The sequence below is a fragment of the Polynucleobacter necessarius genome, assembly GCF_900095195.1.
Classification (GTDB): Bacteria; Pseudomonadota; Gammaproteobacteria; order Burkholderiales; family Burkholderiaceae; genus Polynucleobacter; species Polynucleobacter necessarius_G.
The window spans coordinates 843,953-862,854 of record NZ_LT606950.1; the positions used below are offsets into that span (position 1 = coordinate 843,953).

The following is an 18,902-nucleotide window of genomic DNA, read 5'->3' on the forward strand; positions in this document are numbered from 1 at the left end:
GTTTATGGGCTCTTGCACCCTATAATTTTCTCACTATGCCGATAAATGCACCAAACCCCGCGCAAAGCGCTGATGAATCTACCTCCAACTTCTCTTTCGTGGGGTGGTTGCGCGACGTTGCGCCTTATATCCATAGCTTTCGTGAAAAGACCTTTGTGATTGCCCTTGCGGGCGAACTCGTTCAAGAAATCGGCCTTGAGAACCTCATCGAAGATATTGCGATGTTGCATGCCATGGGTATGCAGATCGTTTTAGTGCATGGCATTCGCCCACAAATTGAAGAGCAGCTCAAACTCAGAAAGATCAAGAGCAAGTTTGGCAAAAGTGCAATGCACAGCTATCGGATTACCGATGCTGCTGCACTCGAGTGCGTCAAAGAGGCTGCTGGTGAATTGCGTTTAGACATTGAAGCGGCGTTTAGTCGTGGTTTACCCAACACCCCCATGGCCGGCTCTCGCATCTCTGTCATCTCCGGAAACTTTATTACAGCGATGCCAGTTGGTGTTGTTGAAGGTGTTGACTACATTCACACAGGCTTAGTACGTAAAGTCGACTCCACCTCAATTACTTTATCGCTGGATAGCAATAAGATTGTGCTGCTCTCTCCTTTAGGCTTCTCGCCTACCGGTCAAGCATTTAACTTAGCTTATGAAGATGTTGCTGCCTCGACTGCTGCCGCCCTGAAGGCCGATAAGTTGATTTTCTTAAGCCCGTATGAAGGCTTGCGGGATGGGGAGGGTGACCTCATCACGGAACTTTCTTTGCCACAACTCCAAGAGCACATGGTGGAGAATAAAGGTATTAATCCAGGCACTAAAGGCTTACTCAATATTGCCGGCAGAGCAATTCGTGCAGGCGTCAGCCGCGTTCACTTCCTGCCTTGCAATCAAGATGGCGCGCTATTAGAAGAGCTCTTCACCCATGATGGTATTGGCATGATGCTAGCCTCCTCCGATATTGAAAACTTGCGGGAAGCTAATCAAGATGATGTGGGCGGCATCTTGCAATTAATCATGCCATTGGAAGAAGAAGGTATTTTGGCTGCCCGGGGTCAAGATGTGATCGAGCGTGATATTCATCGCTTTTCCGTCATTGAGCATGACCGCGTTTTATTCGGCTGTGCCGCTCTCTTTCCGTTTCCCAATGGCGTCGGTGAATTAGCCTGCCTGGCGGTTGATCCAGATGTTCAGGGCTCGGGTGACGGCGAGCGCCTACTCAAGCGTATTGAGATGCGCGCCAAACAAGAAGGTATTGAAAAATTATTTGTACTCACCACTAGAACAGAACACTGGTTTCTCAAGCGTGGCTTTAAACGCGCGACGGTTGAAGATTTGCCCGAAGAGCGGAAGCAAATCTATAACTGGGATCGGAAGTCCATGGTGTTAACAAAAGATTTGTAAGTAGATTACGGAACGAATCGGCATTAAAAGAAAGGTATTACAGATGGCGCGGATGGTTCAATGCATCAAACTAAATAAAGAAGCTGAGGGCTTGGACTTCGCTCCACTTCCCGGCGAGCTTGGTAAAAAGATTTGGAATCAAGTTTCTAAAGAGGCTTGGGCGGGATGGTTAAAACAACAAACCATGCTGATCAATGAAAACCGCCTAAACATGGCCGATCCCCGTGCACGTCAATACCTTTTAAAACAGGTAGAAAAGCACTTTTTCGAAGGCGCCGCAGACACCGCCCAAGGTTACGTTCCCCCAGCAGAATAATCCCCCGCTGACTGCAAATCAATCGATTCTGGGGTATTGACATCCCAAAACTGAGGCATAGGATATAGACGTGGTGAGGCAGAAATCGTGCTCCACCGCACTGGCGAAAGCCATTACGACATAAGCACATCTCTGTGCTTATAGGCTAAGGAACGATAACTCTTCCGAGCGCCTGCGCCATGCATATCATGGCAAACAACCCGATGGGCATACCCCGTCGGGTTTTTGATTGCTTGCTATTTGATCTTTACTTAATAAGTCAGTCGGCTGACGCCAGTGGCATTACTTACCAATAAAACATTGGCCTTCTCTTTTGCAAAGAGGCCAACGGTAATGACGCCAGCAATTTGATTGATTTGTGACTCTAATTGAAGGGGATTGGCTATTTGCAATCCCGCGACATCCAATATCCATCCTCCATTATCGGTAACGAACGGCTCGCTAGCGGTTTGGCCCAGATCCGCACGCGTACTTTTCGCGAGGCGTAAGTTGACCGTTCCACCCAACTTCTCGAGCTCACGGCTCACAACGCCTTTTGCAAGCGGAATACTTTCCACGGGAAGCGCAAAGTTACCGAGCACAGGTACTTGCTTAGACGAATCGCAGATACAGATAAATTGCTTTGCCATGGAGGCGATGATTTTTTCGCGCGTCAACGCCCCACCACCGCCCTTAATCATATGACCCAAAGAATCAATTTCATCCGCACCATCAACATAGGCTGGCAGACTCACTACATCATTGGGGTCAAGCACCTTGAAGCCATGCATCAGCAAACGCTCGGTGGTGGCATTCGAACTGGATACGGTGCCAGCAAAATGATCCTTGTGCGGAGCCAATGCATCAATAAAGCAATTCGCGGTAGAACCCGTTCCAACGCCCAAGATTTGACCTGCGGGTAGCTTTAGTACTTCATCTCTTGCGGCTTCGCCCACCATTTGCTTGAGTTGATCCTGATTCATATTTACGCCGAATGCCTTTACTAGAGGGGATTCATGAATACGTCTATCATATGATATTCATGAATATGACACTGCAGATTGCCAAGTAGCCCTATGAATGCCGCCCTTAGCCAACTCGAACAACTGAAAAAACTCACTACCGTTGTAGCGGATACAGGAGACTTTGAGCGGATGCGGGCCTTTGCGCCTCAGGATGCCACTACCAATCCTTCTCTTATTCTCAAAGCCGCCCAACAACCCAATTACCAATCCTTAGTAGATTCGGTAAAGGCGGCGCATCCAGGATTAAGCGCTACCGAGCTGGTTGATTACATACTGGTTGCGTTTGGCCTAGAAATTTTGAAGATTGTGCCAGGCCGCGTTTCTACTGAAGTTGATGCTCGTCTTTCCTTCGATACCAGCGGAACCATTGCTAAAGCAAAACACATCATTTCTCTTTATGAATCCCATGGCATTGATCGTCAACGTATCTTGATTAAGTTGGCCGGAACCTGGGAAGGGATTCAGGCGGCAAAACAGTTAGAGGCTGAAGGCATTCATTGCAATATGACGCTGCTCTTTTCCTTAGTACAGACGGCCGCTTGTGGAGCGGCAAATGCAAAATTGATTTCGCCGTTTGTTGGCCGAATTACCGATTGGTACAAAAATAAATTGGGTAGCAATTGGAGTGATGCTAACCATGGTGGTGCAAATGATCCTGGCGTTAGTTCAGTGAAACGCATTTTTCATTACTACAAGCACTTTGGCATCCCCACCGAAATTATGGGTGCGAGTTTTCGCAATACCAGCCAGATCCTAGAGCTTGCGGGCTGTGACCTCTTAACTATTAGCCCAGAGATCTTGGCTGAATTAAGCACTAACAGCAACGCTGTCAGCAAAAAGTTGGATCCCGCCAATGCAGCGAAGGCATTGAACGATGAAAAGATCACCCCTCTCAAGCTCGACGAATCGAGTTTTCGCTTACAACTGAACAATGATGCGATGGCCACCGAAAAACTGGCTGAGGGTATTCGAAATTTCTGCATTGATACCGAAAAACTCGAGACCTTACTGACCAAGTAAAACAAAAACCACCCGCAGGTGGTTTTTTTAATTCCCCAAGATCTAAATTCTAGTTTTTGGGACAGGCGTTATCCAATGGTTTACCAGCAATACGGTCTTTTACCCAAGATACATAAAACGGCTTCGATGATCCAGGTGTAGTGAAGAGCGATTGCTCGCCAGGCTATTGCATTCTGCCAATATTGCCACCCAATTTACAGGCTTGATCTTGATACAACCTATGCATCGTGGGAGGCACGGCCGTATCCTTCGTGCCGAAATAGATTTGCACTGGGGCCATCGGCTTGACCAAAGGCACTCCGCCCTTGACTATCGCTTCAGCTTACGCCAATGTGTTGCTTGGATTTTGTTTTAACAAGCTTGCGAACGTCGATCCATAGTTAAAGTTAAATGTATCGCTGGCAGTATGCATGCATTTATTACTATAAATCTCATTGGCGACCTTAACTCCATCATCAGTAAAGACGTCGGATAGTTTGAGATTTGAAAAAGCCGCTTGAGTGCCCCAATAAAACATGGTTGCATGGGTAAAATTGAAGACACTGTCTGTGAACATTTTTTGCATTTCTTGGATATATTTATCGGCAGTAGCCTGATCCATTTTCCCTGCAGGAGCATATATCGTGATATCTTGCGGCGCCAAAGCGACAAATCCTAGAACGTCAAGATTATCAGCCGCAGTACCTGTTTTCTTGATGTAGTCAGGCATACCGGCCAAAGCAATTGCTGCTCCACCGCCTTGTGACTAACAATACACCAAGGTCTTCTTGTTGGCTCCAGTTTCTTTCATGGAAGCTGCAGCACTGGCAGCATTCATAGTACCCATACCATTCGTGGTGGATACACTGTATTGATGACGACCGCCACCGCCGAGACCTTAATAATCCGTTGCAGCAATGACGTACCCTTCTTTCAGAAATTCTTCTATCGCCGGAATTCCGTAATCCGTCCAGGAGTTACCACCCACCAAGAGGTACTCGTTTAGCGGCACCGCAGGATCAAGAATTTGGGATGGTCCACAGTTTTGGGCAGAGCCTGTTGTGCCGTGCGCCCAAGTTAAAATGGACGACTACCTGCCGGCGCAACTACCAAGCCTGTTGAAATGGTTTTGCGACCTGAAATATCTGAAGAGATATAGGCAATTCTCCTTGCCTGTGTGCCTTTTAGTAATGTAGCAATCTTCTCTTGTTTAATCACTTGCCTTAATTTGCCATCCGGAGTCATTTTCATGACTGCAGCATAGAAAGGTGGCACAGGCGGATCGGCATGAACTGCCGATACATTCAACCCAAGAACTAAACCAAGCGCGAAAGTGAAAAATATCTTTTTCATGTTTACCTCTAAGAAATTTCAATAGTTATTTAAAAAAATATTTTTTATTTATTGGATGTACTAATGCCTAACACGCTATAAGCTGGGCAATTACCAAGCATTCCCATGATCAACGGAACAATACCAATCCAAGCCCATGGGCCCGTAATACCAAAACCCGCTAAGCCCATTAGGGTAACGCCAACCGTCATGCGCAGTACACGATCCGTGTGACCTATATTGCATTTCATATAGGCCCCCTTTATTTGCAGTTGCCGATTAAACTCACTATTTCCTTTTTGCTAAACGTTGCCGTAACGCCTCATACAGGCAAACGCCACTGGCAACCGAAACGTTCAAGCTGGAGACTACACCCTGCATTGGGATGCGAACGAGCTCATCACACGTCTCTCGGGTCAGACGGCGCATTCCATCGCCCTCCGCGCCCATCACAATACCAATCGATCCCGTCAAATCAATGTCATAAATCAACTGTTCAGCTTCATCATCGGTACCAATCAACCAAACGCCTGCATTCTGCATCTCTTTCATGCTGCGCACGAGATTCGTAACAGTAATCACTGGCATGACTTCTGAGGCACCGCTAGATACCTTGCTCACAGTGGCATTAATTGAGGCGGAGCGATCTTTTGGAATGACAACGGCATTCACTTCCGCGCCATCAGCAACCCGCAAACAGGCGCCAAAGTTATGTGGGTCAGTGACACCATCAAGCACTAAGAATAATGGCTTTTGCTTCTCGCCTTCGACATCTTCAATCACTTCTGTGATCGTGCGTGCAACTGTCATCTTCTCTGCTAGCGCAACTACTCCTTGATGACGATCATGACCCGTGAGTTTATAAAGACGCTCGACATCGGCTGCATGCAAACGCTCACCCAAAATCCCTTCTGCTTGTTTTAAAAAGTCACCCATACGCCGATCGCGACGGCTAGGATCAAAATAAACCGACTTCAGGCTATCGGGATCTACACGCAATCGTGCTTGTACCGCATGAAATCCCACTAATATTTGCTTCATCGTTGTATTTCTTCGTATGTTTTCTATTGTTATTTACGTCGTGCTTTAGTATTGCGCACTGGCGGTTTGTTACCTGCTGGTCGACCAACTGATCCACCAGAATTACCAACCTTTGCCTTACCGTTCTTACGACTTGCTTTGCTCTTCGACTGAGATACCCCAAAAGTACCCGCAGACTTGGCAGCGTTGACATTAATACCGCTCGGTTTCTGTGGAGTTTGATGGGATGGCTTACTCTTTTTAGAGGCAGCTTTCTTATTCGGCCTCCCAAAGTCCGCGTCCAAAAGTAATTGACGTCGATTTGAACCATTACCATCAGCGCCGGCGTTTTTCATGAGACTAAATTCAATTTTGCGAGCGTCTAGGTCAACGCGGCTCACTAACACGTGCACTCGATCACCCAAGCGATACCGAATACCAGTGCGTTCACCGCGTAATTCTTGCAGGGCTTCATCGTATTGGAAGTAATCGCCACCAAGCTCAGTCGCATGGACCATGCCCTCGACGAAAAGGTTCTCTAACTGAACAAACAACTCAAGGTTCGCAACACCGGTAATGGTTCCAGCGTACTCTTGACCGAGATGGTCACGCATGTAGTAGCACTTGAGCCAGGCTTCTGCGTCCCGCGAGACCTCGTCTGCCCGACGCTCATTTGAGGAGCAATGCACACCCAATTGACCCCAGATTGGCAATGCCGCATTGGCACCTTTTGGAACCTTTGCACCCCTTGCGATGTTTGCTTTGGCATCGCTCTGCGACTTCTTCGCATTGACAGCATTCTCTCGACCTTTGCCTTTACGTGGCAAAGTGAGATTGAGGGGAACTTTTGGCGGCAATACGGGAACATAAGACTTCTTTTGCAGAATGGACTTAATCACGCGATGCGTCAAAAGGTCTGGATAGCGACGAATGGGGCTCGTAAAGTGAGAATACGCAGGATAGGCCAAACCAAAGTGGCCTTCGTTATCGGGTTGATACATCGCTTGCTGCATCGAACGCAATACCACGGACTGAAGCATATTGGCATCTGGGCGATCTTTAATCTCGCGCATTAATTTTGCAAAATCTCGGGGCTTTGGTTTCTCACCGCCACCAAGCGACAGGCCCGAGGTTCTCAATACCTGACGCAATGTCACCAGCTTTTCTTCAGAGGGCTCACCGTGAACACGATATAGGCTCAAGTGCTTATTTTTCTCAATGAAGTCGGCAGCACAGACGTTTGCGGTCAACATGCATTCTTCAATTAGACGATGCGCATCATTCCGTAAACGAGGCTCAATTCGCAGAATCTTGCCCAACTCATTGCTAATGATTTGAGTTTCAATGGTTTCAAACTCAATCGCACCCCGCTTCTCACGCGCAGAGAGCAGAATCTTAAATAAGGCGTAGAGATTCGTTAATAGTGGGCGGAACTCAGCAAAGCGTGCTGCCTTTGGCCCTTTACTGTTCGAGAGAATCTCCCAAACCGTATCGTAGGTAAAGCGCTGCGCAGAATGCATTACTGCTGGATAAAACTGATAAGCCAACACAACGCCGTTGTTATCAACTACTGAATCGCACACCATGCAGAGGCGATCGACATTCGGATTCAGCGAGCACAGACCATTGGAGATTTTCTCCGGCAACATCGGTATCACTCTTCTTGGGAAATACACTGAAGTAGCACGCAATAATCCTTCATCATCTAATGAATGACCGGGTTTCACGTAATGCGATACGTCAGCAATCGCCACAATCAAGCGCCAAGCTTTCGTCTTGCCATACATGACTGGCTCACAGTAGACGGCATCGTCAAAGTCACGCGCATCAGCGCCATCAATTGTGACTAGTGGCACATCCCGTAAATCAACCCTACCCTCTAAGTCCTCTTGCTGAATCGAATCGGGTAATGCTGCAGCTTCTTTCATGGCTGCGGCTGAGAATTCGTGGGGAACCCCGTACTTGCGGACTGCGATCTCTATCTCCATACCGGGATCATCAATCTCGCCTAAAACCTCTACAACCCGTCCGACGGCTTGGCGATAGCTGTCGGGATAATCGATGATTTCCACACTAACCACTTGGCCCAACTTGGCTTGACCTTGACCTTTAGGCGGAATCAGAATGTCGTGACCAATGCGCTTATCTTCTGGCGCAACAATTAGTACACCGTTTTCATTGAGAAGACGACCAATCACAACCTTATTGGCGTGCAGCACTACTTCAACAATTTGCCCCTCAGGACGTCCGCGTCGATCTGTTCCTAAAACCCTGACATTGACTCGATCACCGTGCATGACACGAGACATCTCTCGTTCAGAGAGAAAAATATCTTCACCACCATCATCGGGAATAACAAATCCAAATCCATCTCGATGCCCTTGAACCGCTCCTAAACGATCTGCCTCGCGGGGCACCACATCCCTTGCTTTACGCATTTAATTCCTTTGGCATTACCTGCCTTATTGATACCTAAGGTATCGATTATTACTATGAATAAGGCTACTGTATCAAACCACCAAGTCTGATGGGAAAAAGCCAAAATGGGGTTGAAAAGACCGGAAAACGCCTACCCCTCTATAATAGAAACATGCCCAGGTGGCGAAATTGGTAGACGCACCAGCTTCAGGTGCTGGCGATCGTAAGGTTGTGGGGGTTCGAGTCCCTTCCTGGGCACCAAACACGGTTAATCTGGCTGAATATTCCCTTTTTGGATCACGCCTGCCCATTGCTCTTGTTCAGCCTTTTGAAACTTGGCAAACTCTTCAGGCGTAGACCCAACAGCAATAGCGCTCAATTGATCTAATCTTTGCCTGACGTCAGGCATTTTCATGATCTTTGCCAGCTCATTCGATAGACGTTTGACAATTTCTGGCGAGGTCCCAGACTTCAGATGTTTCGAACCCTGGAAAACCACTCTCCGCCAACGTTGGAGTCTTTGGATAACTTGGCAATCTTTTCGCTGTAGTAGTAGCAATAATTTTTAGCTTTCCAGACTGAATATGCTAAGTGGAGGTTAGTAAAGTATCAAACATGAGATTGACCTGCCCGGCAATCACGTCACTGACCGCTGGTGCAAATCCTTTGTATGGAACATGAACCACGTCAACACCCGAACGCATCATAAACATCTCTGAGACCAAATGAGATGAGCCACCATTCCCTGCAGAGGCAAAAGTGAGCTTGCCAGGATTCGCTCTAGCATAAGCAATCAGTCCTGCTAGATCATTAAAGGGAGCATCCGCTCTAGTAACTATAGCGATTGGCACCGTCACTAACAGTGAAACTGGGACAAAATCCTTATTTACATCATAAGAAGATTTTTTATACAAGACTGGATTGATTCCATTTGTGCCAATAGAGACCATTGCCAAGGTTTGACCGTCTGCGGGGGCAGCTAATACAGCCTGGAGTCCGATTGATCCATGAGCACCAGCTTTATTCTTAACATAGACTGGCTGACCCAGAGCATCGCCCAACTTATTCGAAATTAATCGAGCAATTACGTCTGTTGAACCTCCCGCGGGGAATGGCGCTATCATTTTTAGCGGTCCATTTTGGTAGCTTTGTGCGAAACATGTACCAGCCAACATAAAGCTCGTCAGAAACAATATTCCAGCAATCATTTTCTTGTTCATTATTAATTCCTAAAATGCCCTGAGATTTTTGGAATGTTGCGGTAACCGATATACAAAATCAATACCGAAACCAAGCCAATAAATATAAAGGGTGCTCGCCAGCCTAATGACTCAATGTGGTTCGCCAAAAAGAGGCTCAGCGGTACTCCAGCCACCGTTGACGCTGAAATGCTGCCAATCACCGTACCTAGCGCCTTGCCTCTGCGCTCAAACGGAGTGGAATCAGCAACAATGGTTTGTACGAGAGAACCCAGAATGCCGCCAAACGCGCCAGAACAGGCACGGGCAATAAACAGCATAGGTAGTTGGGGGCAAATCCACATGCCACGGTTGCGATGATAAAAAAGACATACAGGCGCAGCAGCAACTCTCGTCGCTCAAATCGATCGACATAGTAAGTTGCAAAAACTCCAGCTATCGCAGCGGCAAAAGTATATGCCGACAATAACAGGCCAAACTCATGCGCATTGATGGAGAACGCTTTAATGAACTGAGGCCCCAAAGGGCATCATGATCATAAAGTCCAGAATATGGGTGAACTGAATACCTGCTAGTGCCAGGAGAAAAAATCGTTCTCGCTGGGGAGATTCAAAGAGATGGGAAGGTTGGCTCAAGGCCTGCTTTACAGGTACGGGTCATTATGACATTATCGCCCTTGATAACTATTCATGCTGAGACAGACTATGACGACCATTACCACCTCCCTAGATAACGCAGTAGTGCTTGGTATACCGTTTATTCCTTTGGTCACCGATATATTCTTTGGCATAGTAGGCCTGGTCATTGTGTTGATCGTTCATGGCAGCGCGATTAACCACATCATCATGCGCTTTGAGACTCGCACTGAAGCCAATTTAAAGAATGGTCAGTACAACTGGGTGTTTACCCATTTTTATACTTCGTTCTTTTTAATTGCGATTGCGCACATTTGCGAAATTATTTTGTGGTCCCCCTTTCTACTCTTGTTAGGCTTAATGGCTGATGGCGTGCAGGCTCTACTTTTTGCTGGCAGTTGCTACACCACTTGTTGGCTTTGTGTCTGATGTGCTGATCGTTTTAAGAATCAGATGTTTCCAGCGCTTGTACTTAAGGTTCCAAGCAGTTTTATAGGCGTTGGTCATGCCAATCATGACCGAGGTTGTCCACGCAAACGAAAATAGACCTGTAAATGCGATGAAGAAAGCGAGACTTTTCCATCCCACAGGCAGCAACGCTTCATGTAGTAACCGTAGACACAACGACTCCCACCACGTGAGGGGTTATGGGTATCGTAGATAACGCCATCGATTACCGCTGTTAAATGCTTGGACACCTTAACGATGAGCGTACCCTTAGGCAATTCATCAGGCCGAAGGTGAACCTGACATCCCGCACCTACCTGCATAGTGGGAACCCAATCAAACCCTAGCCTCAGAATATAGTCATGAAAGACATTGCGGTGATTGCCATTGCGGGGTGAAGAGTCTTTACGAGCGAGATGCCGCGAGACCTTGTTATCCCGCTGGGTGGCATATTGCGCATTGGCTACGCGCATCTCCTCATACACCTGCTGATACGGAAGATTTGCGGCAATGGCTATTGACCGAACTACGCAATCACCTGCCCCACCCTGAAATCCTGCTTGCGCCCTGCCACCATCGTGATACTGGAATGGAAAGTCTTGGTTGAGCCAGAGAAGAGGTTTAGGAAGCCAAACATAGTCTATGAGGCTAATAAAAAATGGATTTGCCTCGCGACAAATCCATTCTTCTGATCCGCAATCGCAAATACAAATTACTTCGCTTGCGCCTTCTTTACTTCCAGACGCCATGCATGCAAGAGTGGCTCAGTGTAGCCATTTGGCTGTTCAAGTCCTTTGAAAATCAAGTCACCGGCTGCTTTATAGGCAAACGAATCTTGATGGTTTGGCATCATTGGCTTGTACAGAGGATCGCCCGCATTTTGACCGTCAACGACTTTGGCCATACGCTGCAATGTCTCATTAACCTGCTCAGGAGTGACGATACCGTGTAATAACCAGTTAGCAATAGTTGACTGGAGATGCGCAAGGTAGCGCGGTCTTCCATCAATCCCACGTTATGAATATCAGGCACCTTGGAGCAACCAACACCCTGATCAATCCAGCGGACCACATAGCCCAAAATACCTTGGCAGTTGTTATCCAACTCCTGCTGAATCTCTTCTTTAGACCAGTTTGACTTCTCAGCCACTGGAATGGTTAACAAGTCATCAACCAACGCTTCTGCCTCAGCAGCAGTATCGAGCTTCTCCATTTCCTTCTGCAGCTGTGCAACGTTCACTTGATGGTAGTGCAGCGCATGCAATGTAGCGGCAGTTGGTGATGGTACCCATGCCGTATTCGCGCCTGATTTGGGATGAACAATCTTTTGCTCAACCATGGCTTTCATCATATCTGGCATAGCCCACATGCCTTTACCAATTTGCGCGCGACCACGCAGACCACAGTCCAGGCCTGCAAATACATTACGACGCTCGTAGGCTGACAACCATTTGCTGGTTTTCTATCACCTTACGAATCATCGGACCGGCGTGCATTGAGGTGTGCATCTCATCACCTGTACGATCCAAGAAACCCGTACTAATAAAGGCCACGCGCGCACCTGCAGCAGCAATAGCCGCCTTGATGTTGGCGCTCATACGACGCTCTTCATCCATGATGCCCAGTTTTACGGTGTCAGCAGGCAAGCCGAGTAATTTCTCAACGCGACCAAAGAGTTCGGCAGCAAATGCTACTTCTTCTGGGCTGTGCATCTTTGGCTTCACGATATAAACCGAGCCCTTGCGGGTATTGCCGATCGCTTGGGATGCGGGACGCTTAATGTCATACAAGGCGATCAATACGGTGACGACCGCATCCAAAACCCCTTCATAGATTTCCTTGCCTTCGCCAGTAATAATTGCTGGGTTAGTCATCAAGTGACCAACGTTACGCAAGAACAAGAGTGAACGACCATGTAAGGGCACGATGCCGTCTTTAGCATTCTCGGCGCCAATACCAGCTTTGTATTGGCGATCCGGATTTAAAGTACGGGTGAAGTTTTGCCATCCTTGCTAACCTCTTCTACCAAGGTGCCCTTCAAAATACCAAGCCAGTTTTCGTAGGCAACAACTTTGTCATCGGCGTCAACCGCAGCAATCGAATCTTCCAAATCCAAAATGGTGGGCAGCGCTGCTTCCAAAACGACATCATTGATACCTGCTGGCCCGCTTGCACCAATGGTTTACTCTTATCAATTTCAATATCAATATGCACGCCGTTATTGCGTAACAGCACTGAGCTAGGGGCTGAGGCATCACCTTGATAACCAACAAATTGCTTTTCATCTGCCAAACCCGTTGTGCTGCCGTCTTTGAGTTTGACTGACAACTTGTTGCCATCCACCGTATAAGCAACAGAATCCTTATGGGACCCCTTAGCTAAAGGCGCAGCTTGGTCTAAGAAGTTACGCGCATAAGCAACAACCTTTGCGCCACGTACTGGGTTGTAGGCACCAGATTTGGTTGCACCATCTTCTTCAGAAATACATCTGTTCCATACAGTGCGTCCTACAAAGAACCCCAACGAGCATTAGCGGCATTTAAAGCATAACGAGCATTGAGCACTGGCACCACCAGCTGTGGGCCCGCTTGGAGCGCCAATTCATCATCAACGTTTTGCGTGGTTCCAAGAACTTTACCTGGTACAGGATCTAAATAACCAATGTCTTTTAAGAACTTGCGGTATGCAGGCATATCCTTGATCGGACCAGGATTGACTTGATGCCATTTATCCAAATCTACTTGAATGCGATCACGCTTAGCTAGCAAAGCGTCATTTTTAGGCGTTAGGTCTTTAATGATGTCATCAAAGCCTTTCCAAAAATCCGCCTTTTTGATACCAGTTCCTGGAAGAACCTTATCTTCAATGAAACGATACAAAGGGGTTGCTACTTGAAGGCTATTGCAAGTTGTACGCGCAGTCATGTTGGTGATTTCTTATACAAAAGTTTAAAAATAGGTTGTTAATCATATTTTAGATTTACGCCTTGAAAGGCTAATCTACTATTTTCCATCAATCCTTAAACGGGTGTTGAAGGAGGATCGTCTCATCTCGCTCTGGTCCGGTTGAGACCATCGCAATCGGCTTACCTGCAACCTCTTCAATACGGCGCAGGAAATTTTGGGCCTCGACAGGTAGCTTTAACCATTCGCGAATGCCAAAAGTGGTGCCCTTCCAGCCTGGGAAATCTTCATAAATCGGTTCGCAACTGGCTACTGACACTGCACCGTGTGGCAAGACATCCAAATTTTTACCATCGAGCGTATAACCAACGCACAAGCGAATCGTATCGATACCATCTAGCACATCCAGCTTGGTGATACACAACCCGGAGAGACCGTTAATTTGAATAGAACGCTTAAGTGCAGCAGCATCTAACCAACCAGTGCGACGTGGGCGACCTGTTACCGAACCAAATTCTTTACCAACTTCAGCAAGACGCACGCCAATCGGATCTTGTTTTGCAGGATTGTCCTGGTCGTATAACTCGCTTGGGAACGGGCCCGCACCTACACGGGTGCAATAAGCTTTGGTGATGCCCAAGATATATTGCAAGGAATCTGGTCCAACGCCAGAACCCGCAGCAGCATTCCCCGCTACACAATTACTGGAGGTGACATACGGGTAGGTGCCATGATCAATATCAAGCAAAGTACCCTGTGCACCTTCAAATAATAGATTTTGACCAGACTGCTCAGCAACATACAACGCGCTGGAGACATCGACTACCATCGGCTTCAAACGCTCAGCATAAAACATAGCTTCAGCAAGCGTCTTTTCATAACTGACAGGTTCTGCACCATAGTAGTTAGTCAACATGAAGTTGTGATATTCCAAGTTCTCGCGTAATTGCGCAGCAAACTTTTCTGGATAGAACAAATCTTGAACACGCAAGGCGCGACGCGCGACTTTGTCCTCATAGGCTGGACCAATACCGCGTCCGGTTGTACCAATCTTGGCTTCACCACGCTTTTTCTCACGCGCGTGATCAATGGCCACGTGATACGGAAGAATCAAGGTAGTAGCTTCAGAGATCTTTAAGCGAGATTGCACATCTAAGCCAGCAGCCTCTAATTCCCCGATCTCTTTGAAGAGCGCTTCTGGTGAAAGTACGACGCCATTACCGATATAGCAAATCACGTCCTTATGCATGATTCCAGAGGGAATCAAACGCAAAATGGTTTTCTTATCGCCAATGATGAGGGTATGACCAGCATTGTGGCCGCCCTGAAAGCGAACTACTGCTTGAGCATGATCCGTTAACCAATCAATAACTTTTCCCTTGCCTTCATCACCCCACTGGGTGCCAATGACAACGACATTACGACCTGGTGCTTGCTGCTTTGAAGACATAGTGAAATCCAAAAAGATAATGACAAAATTGTTTACGTATTAATTGCGTTGCAGGTTTATTTCTTTTTCACTTCCCAAGAGTTACCCTGCTTTACTAACTCACGATCGCATTCGTACTCAGCCGCTTCGACGAACTCGCCTGCTGGTACCTGAATGACCACTTCCCCACGACTACGCAAATCAGCAATCACTTTCTCCAAAGTGGCATCTTGCAGCCATGGCGCAAGAATGGCGAACTTACGCATGTTTAAAGAAGACAGGCCTGCCAAGGTCAGTAAATCGAGCGAGAATCCCGTTGCTGGACGTGAACGGCCAAAAGCCTGCCCCACTTGGTCATAGCGACCACCCCGAGCAATCGGCTGAGGAAGACCATCCACGTATGCCGCAAACACCAAACCACTGTGATACTGATAGCCACGCAGATCCGCTAGATCAATACTCAATTCGAGTCCGGCATTGGAGTTGGCAGCAGACACGATGCGCTCTAAATCCGCTAATGCTTGATCGATTGCAGCATGCTTTGGCAATACTTTGTTCGCTTGGGCCAATGCTTCGGAGCAAGGACCATTGAGCTCAGTCAAAGCCAGCAAGGCTTGTGCAACTGGGGCAGGCAAGCATGTTGACCATTGTTTTAAACGGGGACGGTCCTTGCTTTGCAATAAACCGTACAACGATTCGATAGTCTCTTTATCCAATGACTGATTGGCCAATATGCCCGTCAAGATACCGGCATGCGATAAATCGAGATAAACTTTTTTTAGCCCCGCCAGTTCGAGCGTTTTCAGAAGCAAGGTAATGGCTTCAAAGTCTGCTTCCCAGTTAGCGCTGCCATATATCTCCGCGCCCAATTGCAATTGCTCACGTGACGAACTGCCTACTGGCGTACGAGCGTGCGCCACTGAACCCGCGTAACAAAGACGCGTCACACCAGCACGGTTAAGTAAATGTGCATCAATGCGGGCTACCTGGGGAGTAATGTCCGCACATAAACCTAACGTACGGCCAGAGAGTTGATCGACCAACTTAAAGGTCTCGAGATTGAGATCAGAACCAGTGCCGGTTAAAAGTGAATCTAAGAACTCTAGGATTGGGGGGGAAACCAATTCATAGCCATATGACTGATATAAATCCAGAATCGCACGACGCAAAGTCTCCACCTTACGCGCTTGCGCTGGCAATACATCGGCAATGTCTTCAGGAAGTAACCAACGATTCATGATGTTTAATTATTCGCTTTCGTATTTCGTGATTACTTCTTGTGCATGAACTTGAAGAAATCGCCATTCGGTTCGACCACCATCACGTCTTTCTTATCTTTGAAAGAGTTGCGATAAGCCATCAACCGTTGGTAAAACTCCGCAAACTGAGGATCACGGCCAAATGCTTCGCCATATAGGCTGGTCGCCTTGGCATCCCCTGCACCCTTGATTTTCTGGGCATCCCGATAGGCTTCCGCCAAAATGGTATCGCGTTGACGCTCTGCATTTGCACGAATCTTGTCGGATTCTGCCGCGCCAGTAGAGCGCAATTCATTCGCAACACGTTTGCGCTCTGCTTCCATGCGGCGATACACCGAATCACTGATCTCCGCCAAGAGATCAACACGCTTTAAGCGCACATCGACAATTTCTACACCAATATCAGAAGCATCATCCGCTACTTTCTTCCGAATACCTTGCATAACCTGCTCACGTTGATCGGAAATCAATTCGCGCACCGTCCGTTTCGTGAACTCTTCGTTCAAAGCAGAACGGACCAGTTGGGCTAAGCGATCCTGCGCCAAACGCTCGTCGCCTTTAAAGCTAATGAAGAACTTACGGGGGTCAACAATGCGCCATTTCACATAAGAATCCACGAGAAGATTCTTCTTTTCAGCAGTAATAAAGCGCTCTGCTTCAGGATTGTCAATTGTCAAAATGCGGCGGCCAAAGAAGCGCACGCTCTCAAATGGGCTGGGGTACTTGACCTGCAAGCCTGGTTGCTCAATAACCCGCACGATCTGGCCAAACGAGAAGACCACTGCAAACTTCCGTTGGTCAACGACAAAAATACTCGATGAAAGCACGTAGATGAGTGCAATAAATGCAATACCAGCAGCGATGAGACGATTAGCATTCATTAGCGTGAGTCCCGATCTCGGTCACGGCTACGCAAGCTATCCCGCTTGTCTGCAACGGGATCATTGGCGTTGCTGAAAGATGTTGTAGGGGATGCAGAGCTACTCGTGCTGGTTGCACCACCCACCGTAACAGAGCCCGTAGGCGTCGCTGAACTCGCGCCCTGGTTAACTTGTGTGTTTGCCGCTTGCGCACTCTCAGCGCTGACTTGCGCCACGATCTTGTCAAGCGGTAGATACAACAAACTATTACTCTTATTGGTATCCACCAATACTTTGGTGACGTTGCTGTAAATCTCGCTCATTGCCTCAACATACATGCGGTCACGAGTCACTTGCGGTGTTTTAGCGTATTCGGCTTGCACTTGTTTAAAGCGCGAGGCATCGCCCTCAGCAGTAGCAATCACGCGGGCCTTGTAACCTTCAGCCTCCTGAATTAGTCGCGCTGCAGTTCCCTTGGCGCGCGGAATGATGTCGTTTGCATAAGCTTGACCTTCACTCTTGAGGCGTTCTTGGTCTTGGCCAGCTTTTACCGCATCATCAAATGCTGCCTGTACTTGCTCTGGTGGTTGTATGTTTTGAACAGTCACGCTGGTGACGTAAATACCAGTCTTGTAACTATCCAGAATTTTCTGGATGGAGTTGGCAAGGTCGATACCAATCTTTTCACGACCTTCATACAACACAGTATCCATTTTGCTGCGCGCCACAATCTCCCGCACCGCAGTTTCTGCCGCTTGAATTACTGCCATATCGGGATCGCGGTTATTAAATAAATAATCGGTAGGATCTTTTAGACGGTATTGCACCGCAAAGCGCACATCAATAATGTTTTCATCTTCGGTCAACATCGATGAATCTTTTTGATTGGCGGCTTTAATTAATACTGGGCGACCGACTTCTACCGAGCGAACGCCCGACAAGTTCACCGTCTCTTCAGACTGGATAGGCCAAGGCATACGCCAGTTAATACCTGGCTTCGCGGTGTAGTCGTACTTACCAAAGGTGAGCACCACGCCTGCCTGACCTTCTTGAATAATGAAAAAGCCACTGCAAATCCAAATGAATGCAAAGATGCCTAAGCCCAGCAATGGACCACTCTTCGAACTAAATGGATTGGTGAAATTGAAATTGGGTGCGCTTGGGCCACCGCCATTACCACCACGTTGCGAAGGAGGCGGAATATCACCAACGTTGGGTTTATTAGAACTTGACCCTAAATTGGCACCAGGCCTTTTCTTGCCGCCAAAAATTCCGGCAATGCGGTCATTGAAATCACGCCACAACTCATCGAGGTCGGGTGGGCCATCTGGCTTAGAACCTTGTGATGGAGGTTGGTTCGTAGGCTGACCAGCAGGTGAATTTTGCTCTGGATCTGCTTTTGGAGTTTGATCACTTCCCTGCCCAATTTTGGCATCTTTCGATTTGGCATCTTTCGATCCAGTGTTCTGGGTATTGCCCCAGCCTGGATCATTTACCGAAAACAGTTCTAAAAATTTACGCATCGTTCGCAAGGTAGCTTCGGTTCGGGATCGGATTAAATTCGGATGTTTCTGGTCGCTCTGGTAAAGGGGCTAAAAACTCGTCCGGGGCCAGCAAGGCTTTGGCACGGTTACGCTCCTCTCTCATTTTATCAGTCATTTGCAAGCATTCCGCTAAAGTTT

At 47.6% G+C, this 18,902-nt stretch carries 18 protein-coding genes, 1 tRNA gene and 2 pseudogenes; 5 read left to right on the forward strand and 16 right to left on the reverse strand.

All coding sequences use genetic code 11. The features are described from left to right. The first annotated feature begins 35 nt into the window (after nucleotides 1-35). The gene (gene argA / locus BQ1619_RS04780; protein ID WP_114662554.1) at nucleotides 36-1,400 is read left to right on the forward strand and encodes an amino-acid N-acetyltransferase; all 1,365 of its coding nucleotides are present in this window, start codon (nucleotides 36-38) and stop codon (nucleotides 1,398-1,400) included. Between the two features lie 43 nt (nucleotides 1,401-1,443). After that, the gene (locus tag BQ1619_RS04785; protein WP_114662556.1) at nucleotides 1,444-1,716 is read left to right on the forward strand and encodes an oxidative damage protection protein; all 273 of its coding nucleotides are present in this window, start codon (nucleotides 1,444-1,446) and stop codon (nucleotides 1,714-1,716) included. A 251-nt stretch (nucleotides 1,717-1,967) separates the two neighbouring features. Here the strand turns inward: BQ1619_RS04785 and rpiA are convergent, their stop codons facing one another. Continuing rightward, nucleotides 1,968-2,678, reverse strand: a complete 711-nt coding sequence (gene rpiA, locus BQ1619_RS04790; RefSeq protein ID WP_114662558.1) for a ribose-5-phosphate isomerase RpiA — start codon at nucleotides 2,676-2,678, stop codon at nucleotides 1,968-1,970. Between the two features lie 93 nt (nucleotides 2,679-2,771). On the opposite strand from rpiA, the gene tal reads away from it, so the two are divergent. Next, on the forward strand, nucleotides 2,772-3,740 hold the full coding sequence (gene tal / locus BQ1619_RS04795) for a transaldolase (protein WP_114662560.1): 969 nt from the start codon (nucleotides 2,772-2,774) through the stop codon (nucleotides 3,738-3,740). 322 nt (nucleotides 3,741-4,062) lie between these two features. Here the strand turns inward: tal and BQ1619_RS09770 are convergent, their stop codons facing one another. The 5 genes from BQ1619_RS09770 to rnr all read right to left on the reverse strand — a co-directional run bounded on the left by BQ1619_RS09770 (nucleotide 4,063) and on the right by rnr (nucleotide 8,509). Beyond that, on the reverse strand, nucleotides 4,063-4,458 hold the full coding sequence (locus tag BQ1619_RS09770; RefSeq protein ID WP_231968504.1) for a hypothetical protein: 396 nt from the start codon (nucleotides 4,456-4,458) through the stop codon (nucleotides 4,063-4,065). 338 nt (nucleotides 4,459-4,796) lie between these two features. Further along, complete coding sequence (locus tag BQ1619_RS09775) at nucleotides 4,797-5,072, reverse strand: hypothetical protein (RefSeq protein ID WP_231968505.1); 276 nt, start codon at nucleotides 5,070-5,072, stop codon at nucleotides 4,797-4,799. 44 nt (nucleotides 5,073-5,116) lie between these two features. Further along, nucleotides 5,117-5,302 (reverse strand): YgaP family membrane protein, encoded by a 186-nt coding sequence (locus BQ1619_RS04805; RefSeq protein WP_114662562.1) that lies wholly within the window; start codon nucleotides 5,300-5,302, stop codon nucleotides 5,117-5,119. A gap of 37 nt (nucleotides 5,303-5,339) precedes the next feature. Further along, a complete protein-coding gene (gene rlmB, locus BQ1619_RS04810; RefSeq protein ID WP_114662564.1) occupies nucleotides 5,340-6,092 on the reverse strand; it encodes a 23S rRNA (guanosine(2251)-2'-O)-methyltransferase RlmB in 753 nt (250 codons plus the stop codon). Between the two features lie 29 nt (nucleotides 6,093-6,121). Next, nucleotides 6,122-8,509: a ribonuclease R gene (gene rnr, locus BQ1619_RS04815; protein ID WP_114662566.1), complete on the reverse strand. Its 2,388-nt coding sequence runs from the start codon at nucleotides 8,507-8,509 to the stop codon at nucleotides 6,122-6,124. A 154-nt stretch (nucleotides 8,510-8,663) separates the two neighbouring features. Between rnr and BQ1619_RS04820 the strand changes: the two genes are divergently transcribed. After that, nucleotides 8,664-8,750: transfer RNA gene (locus BQ1619_RS04820), tRNA-Leu, on the forward strand. A gap of 7 nt (nucleotides 8,751-8,757) precedes the next feature. On the opposite strand, the gene BQ1619_RS10625 is transcribed toward BQ1619_RS04820, so the two are convergent. The 3 genes and pseudogenes from BQ1619_RS10625 to BQ1619_RS10630 all read right to left on the reverse strand — a co-directional run bounded on the left by BQ1619_RS10625 (nucleotide 8,758) and on the right by BQ1619_RS10630 (nucleotide 10,211). After that, nucleotides 8,758-8,904 carry a hypothetical protein gene (locus BQ1619_RS10625; protein WP_415066012.1) on the reverse strand — a complete coding sequence of 49 codons (147 nt, stop codon included), beginning with the start codon at nucleotides 8,902-8,904 and terminating at the stop codon, nucleotides 8,758-8,760. 172 nt (nucleotides 8,905-9,076) lie between these two features. Beyond that, the gene (locus BQ1619_RS09780) at nucleotides 9,077-9,709 is read right to left on the reverse strand and encodes a Bug family tripartite tricarboxylate transporter substrate binding protein (protein ID WP_114662569.1); all 633 of its coding nucleotides are present in this window, start codon (nucleotides 9,707-9,709) and stop codon (nucleotides 9,077-9,079) included. Nucleotides 9,710-9,711: 2 nt separating this feature from the next. After that, a pseudogene (locus BQ1619_RS10630) lies at nucleotides 9,712-10,211 on the reverse strand (MFS transporter). Nucleotides 10,212-10,392: 181 nt separating this feature from the next. Between BQ1619_RS10630 and BQ1619_RS04840 the strand changes: the two are divergent. Continuing rightward, nucleotides 10,393-10,752, forward strand: a complete 360-nt coding sequence (locus BQ1619_RS04840; protein ID WP_114662570.1) for a hypothetical protein — start codon at nucleotides 10,393-10,395, stop codon at nucleotides 10,750-10,752. An 83-nt stretch (nucleotides 10,753-10,835) separates the two neighbouring features. Here BQ1619_RS04840 and BQ1619_RS04850 read toward each other — a convergent pair whose 3' ends face one another. From BQ1619_RS04850 to BQ1619_RS09165, 7 genes and pseudogenes are all read right to left on the reverse strand, one after another. After that, nucleotides 10,836-11,519: a hypothetical protein gene (locus tag BQ1619_RS04850; RefSeq protein WP_231968506.1), complete on the reverse strand. Its 684-nt coding sequence runs from the start codon at nucleotides 11,517-11,519 to the stop codon at nucleotides 10,836-10,838. After that, nucleotides 11,483-13,693, reverse strand: a pseudogene (locus BQ1619_RS04855) (malate synthase G). The gene BQ1619_RS04850 and the pseudogene BQ1619_RS04855 overlap by 37 nt, the downstream one beginning before the upstream one ends. 88 nt (nucleotides 13,694-13,781) lie before the next feature. Further along, a complete protein-coding gene (locus tag BQ1619_RS04860) occupies nucleotides 13,782-15,122 on the reverse strand; it encodes an adenylosuccinate synthase (protein WP_114662572.1) in 1,341 nt (446 codons plus the stop codon). Between the two features lie 56 nt (nucleotides 15,123-15,178). Then, a complete protein-coding gene (locus tag BQ1619_RS04865) occupies nucleotides 15,179-16,339 on the reverse strand; it encodes an ATP phosphoribosyltransferase regulatory subunit (protein ID WP_114662573.1) in 1,161 nt (386 codons plus the stop codon). 32 nt (nucleotides 16,340-16,371) lie between these two features. Beyond that, nucleotides 16,372-17,241 (reverse strand): protease modulator HflC, encoded by an 870-nt coding sequence (hflC, locus tag BQ1619_RS04870; protein WP_114662574.1) that lies wholly within the window; start codon nucleotides 17,239-17,241, stop codon nucleotides 16,372-16,374. Then, the gene (gene hflK, locus BQ1619_RS04875) at nucleotides 17,241-18,743 is read right to left on the reverse strand and encodes an FtsH protease activity modulator HflK (RefSeq protein ID WP_174222096.1); all 1,503 of its coding nucleotides are present in this window, start codon (nucleotides 18,741-18,743) and stop codon (nucleotides 17,241-17,243) included. The genes hflC and hflK overlap by 1 nt, the downstream gene beginning before the upstream one ends. Further along, nucleotides 18,736-18,879, reverse strand: a complete 144-nt coding sequence (locus BQ1619_RS09165; protein ID WP_197711872.1) for a hypothetical protein — start codon at nucleotides 18,877-18,879, stop codon at nucleotides 18,736-18,738. The genes hflK and BQ1619_RS09165 overlap by 8 nt, the downstream gene beginning before the upstream one ends. Between the last annotated feature and the right edge of the window lie 23 nt (nucleotides 18,880-18,902).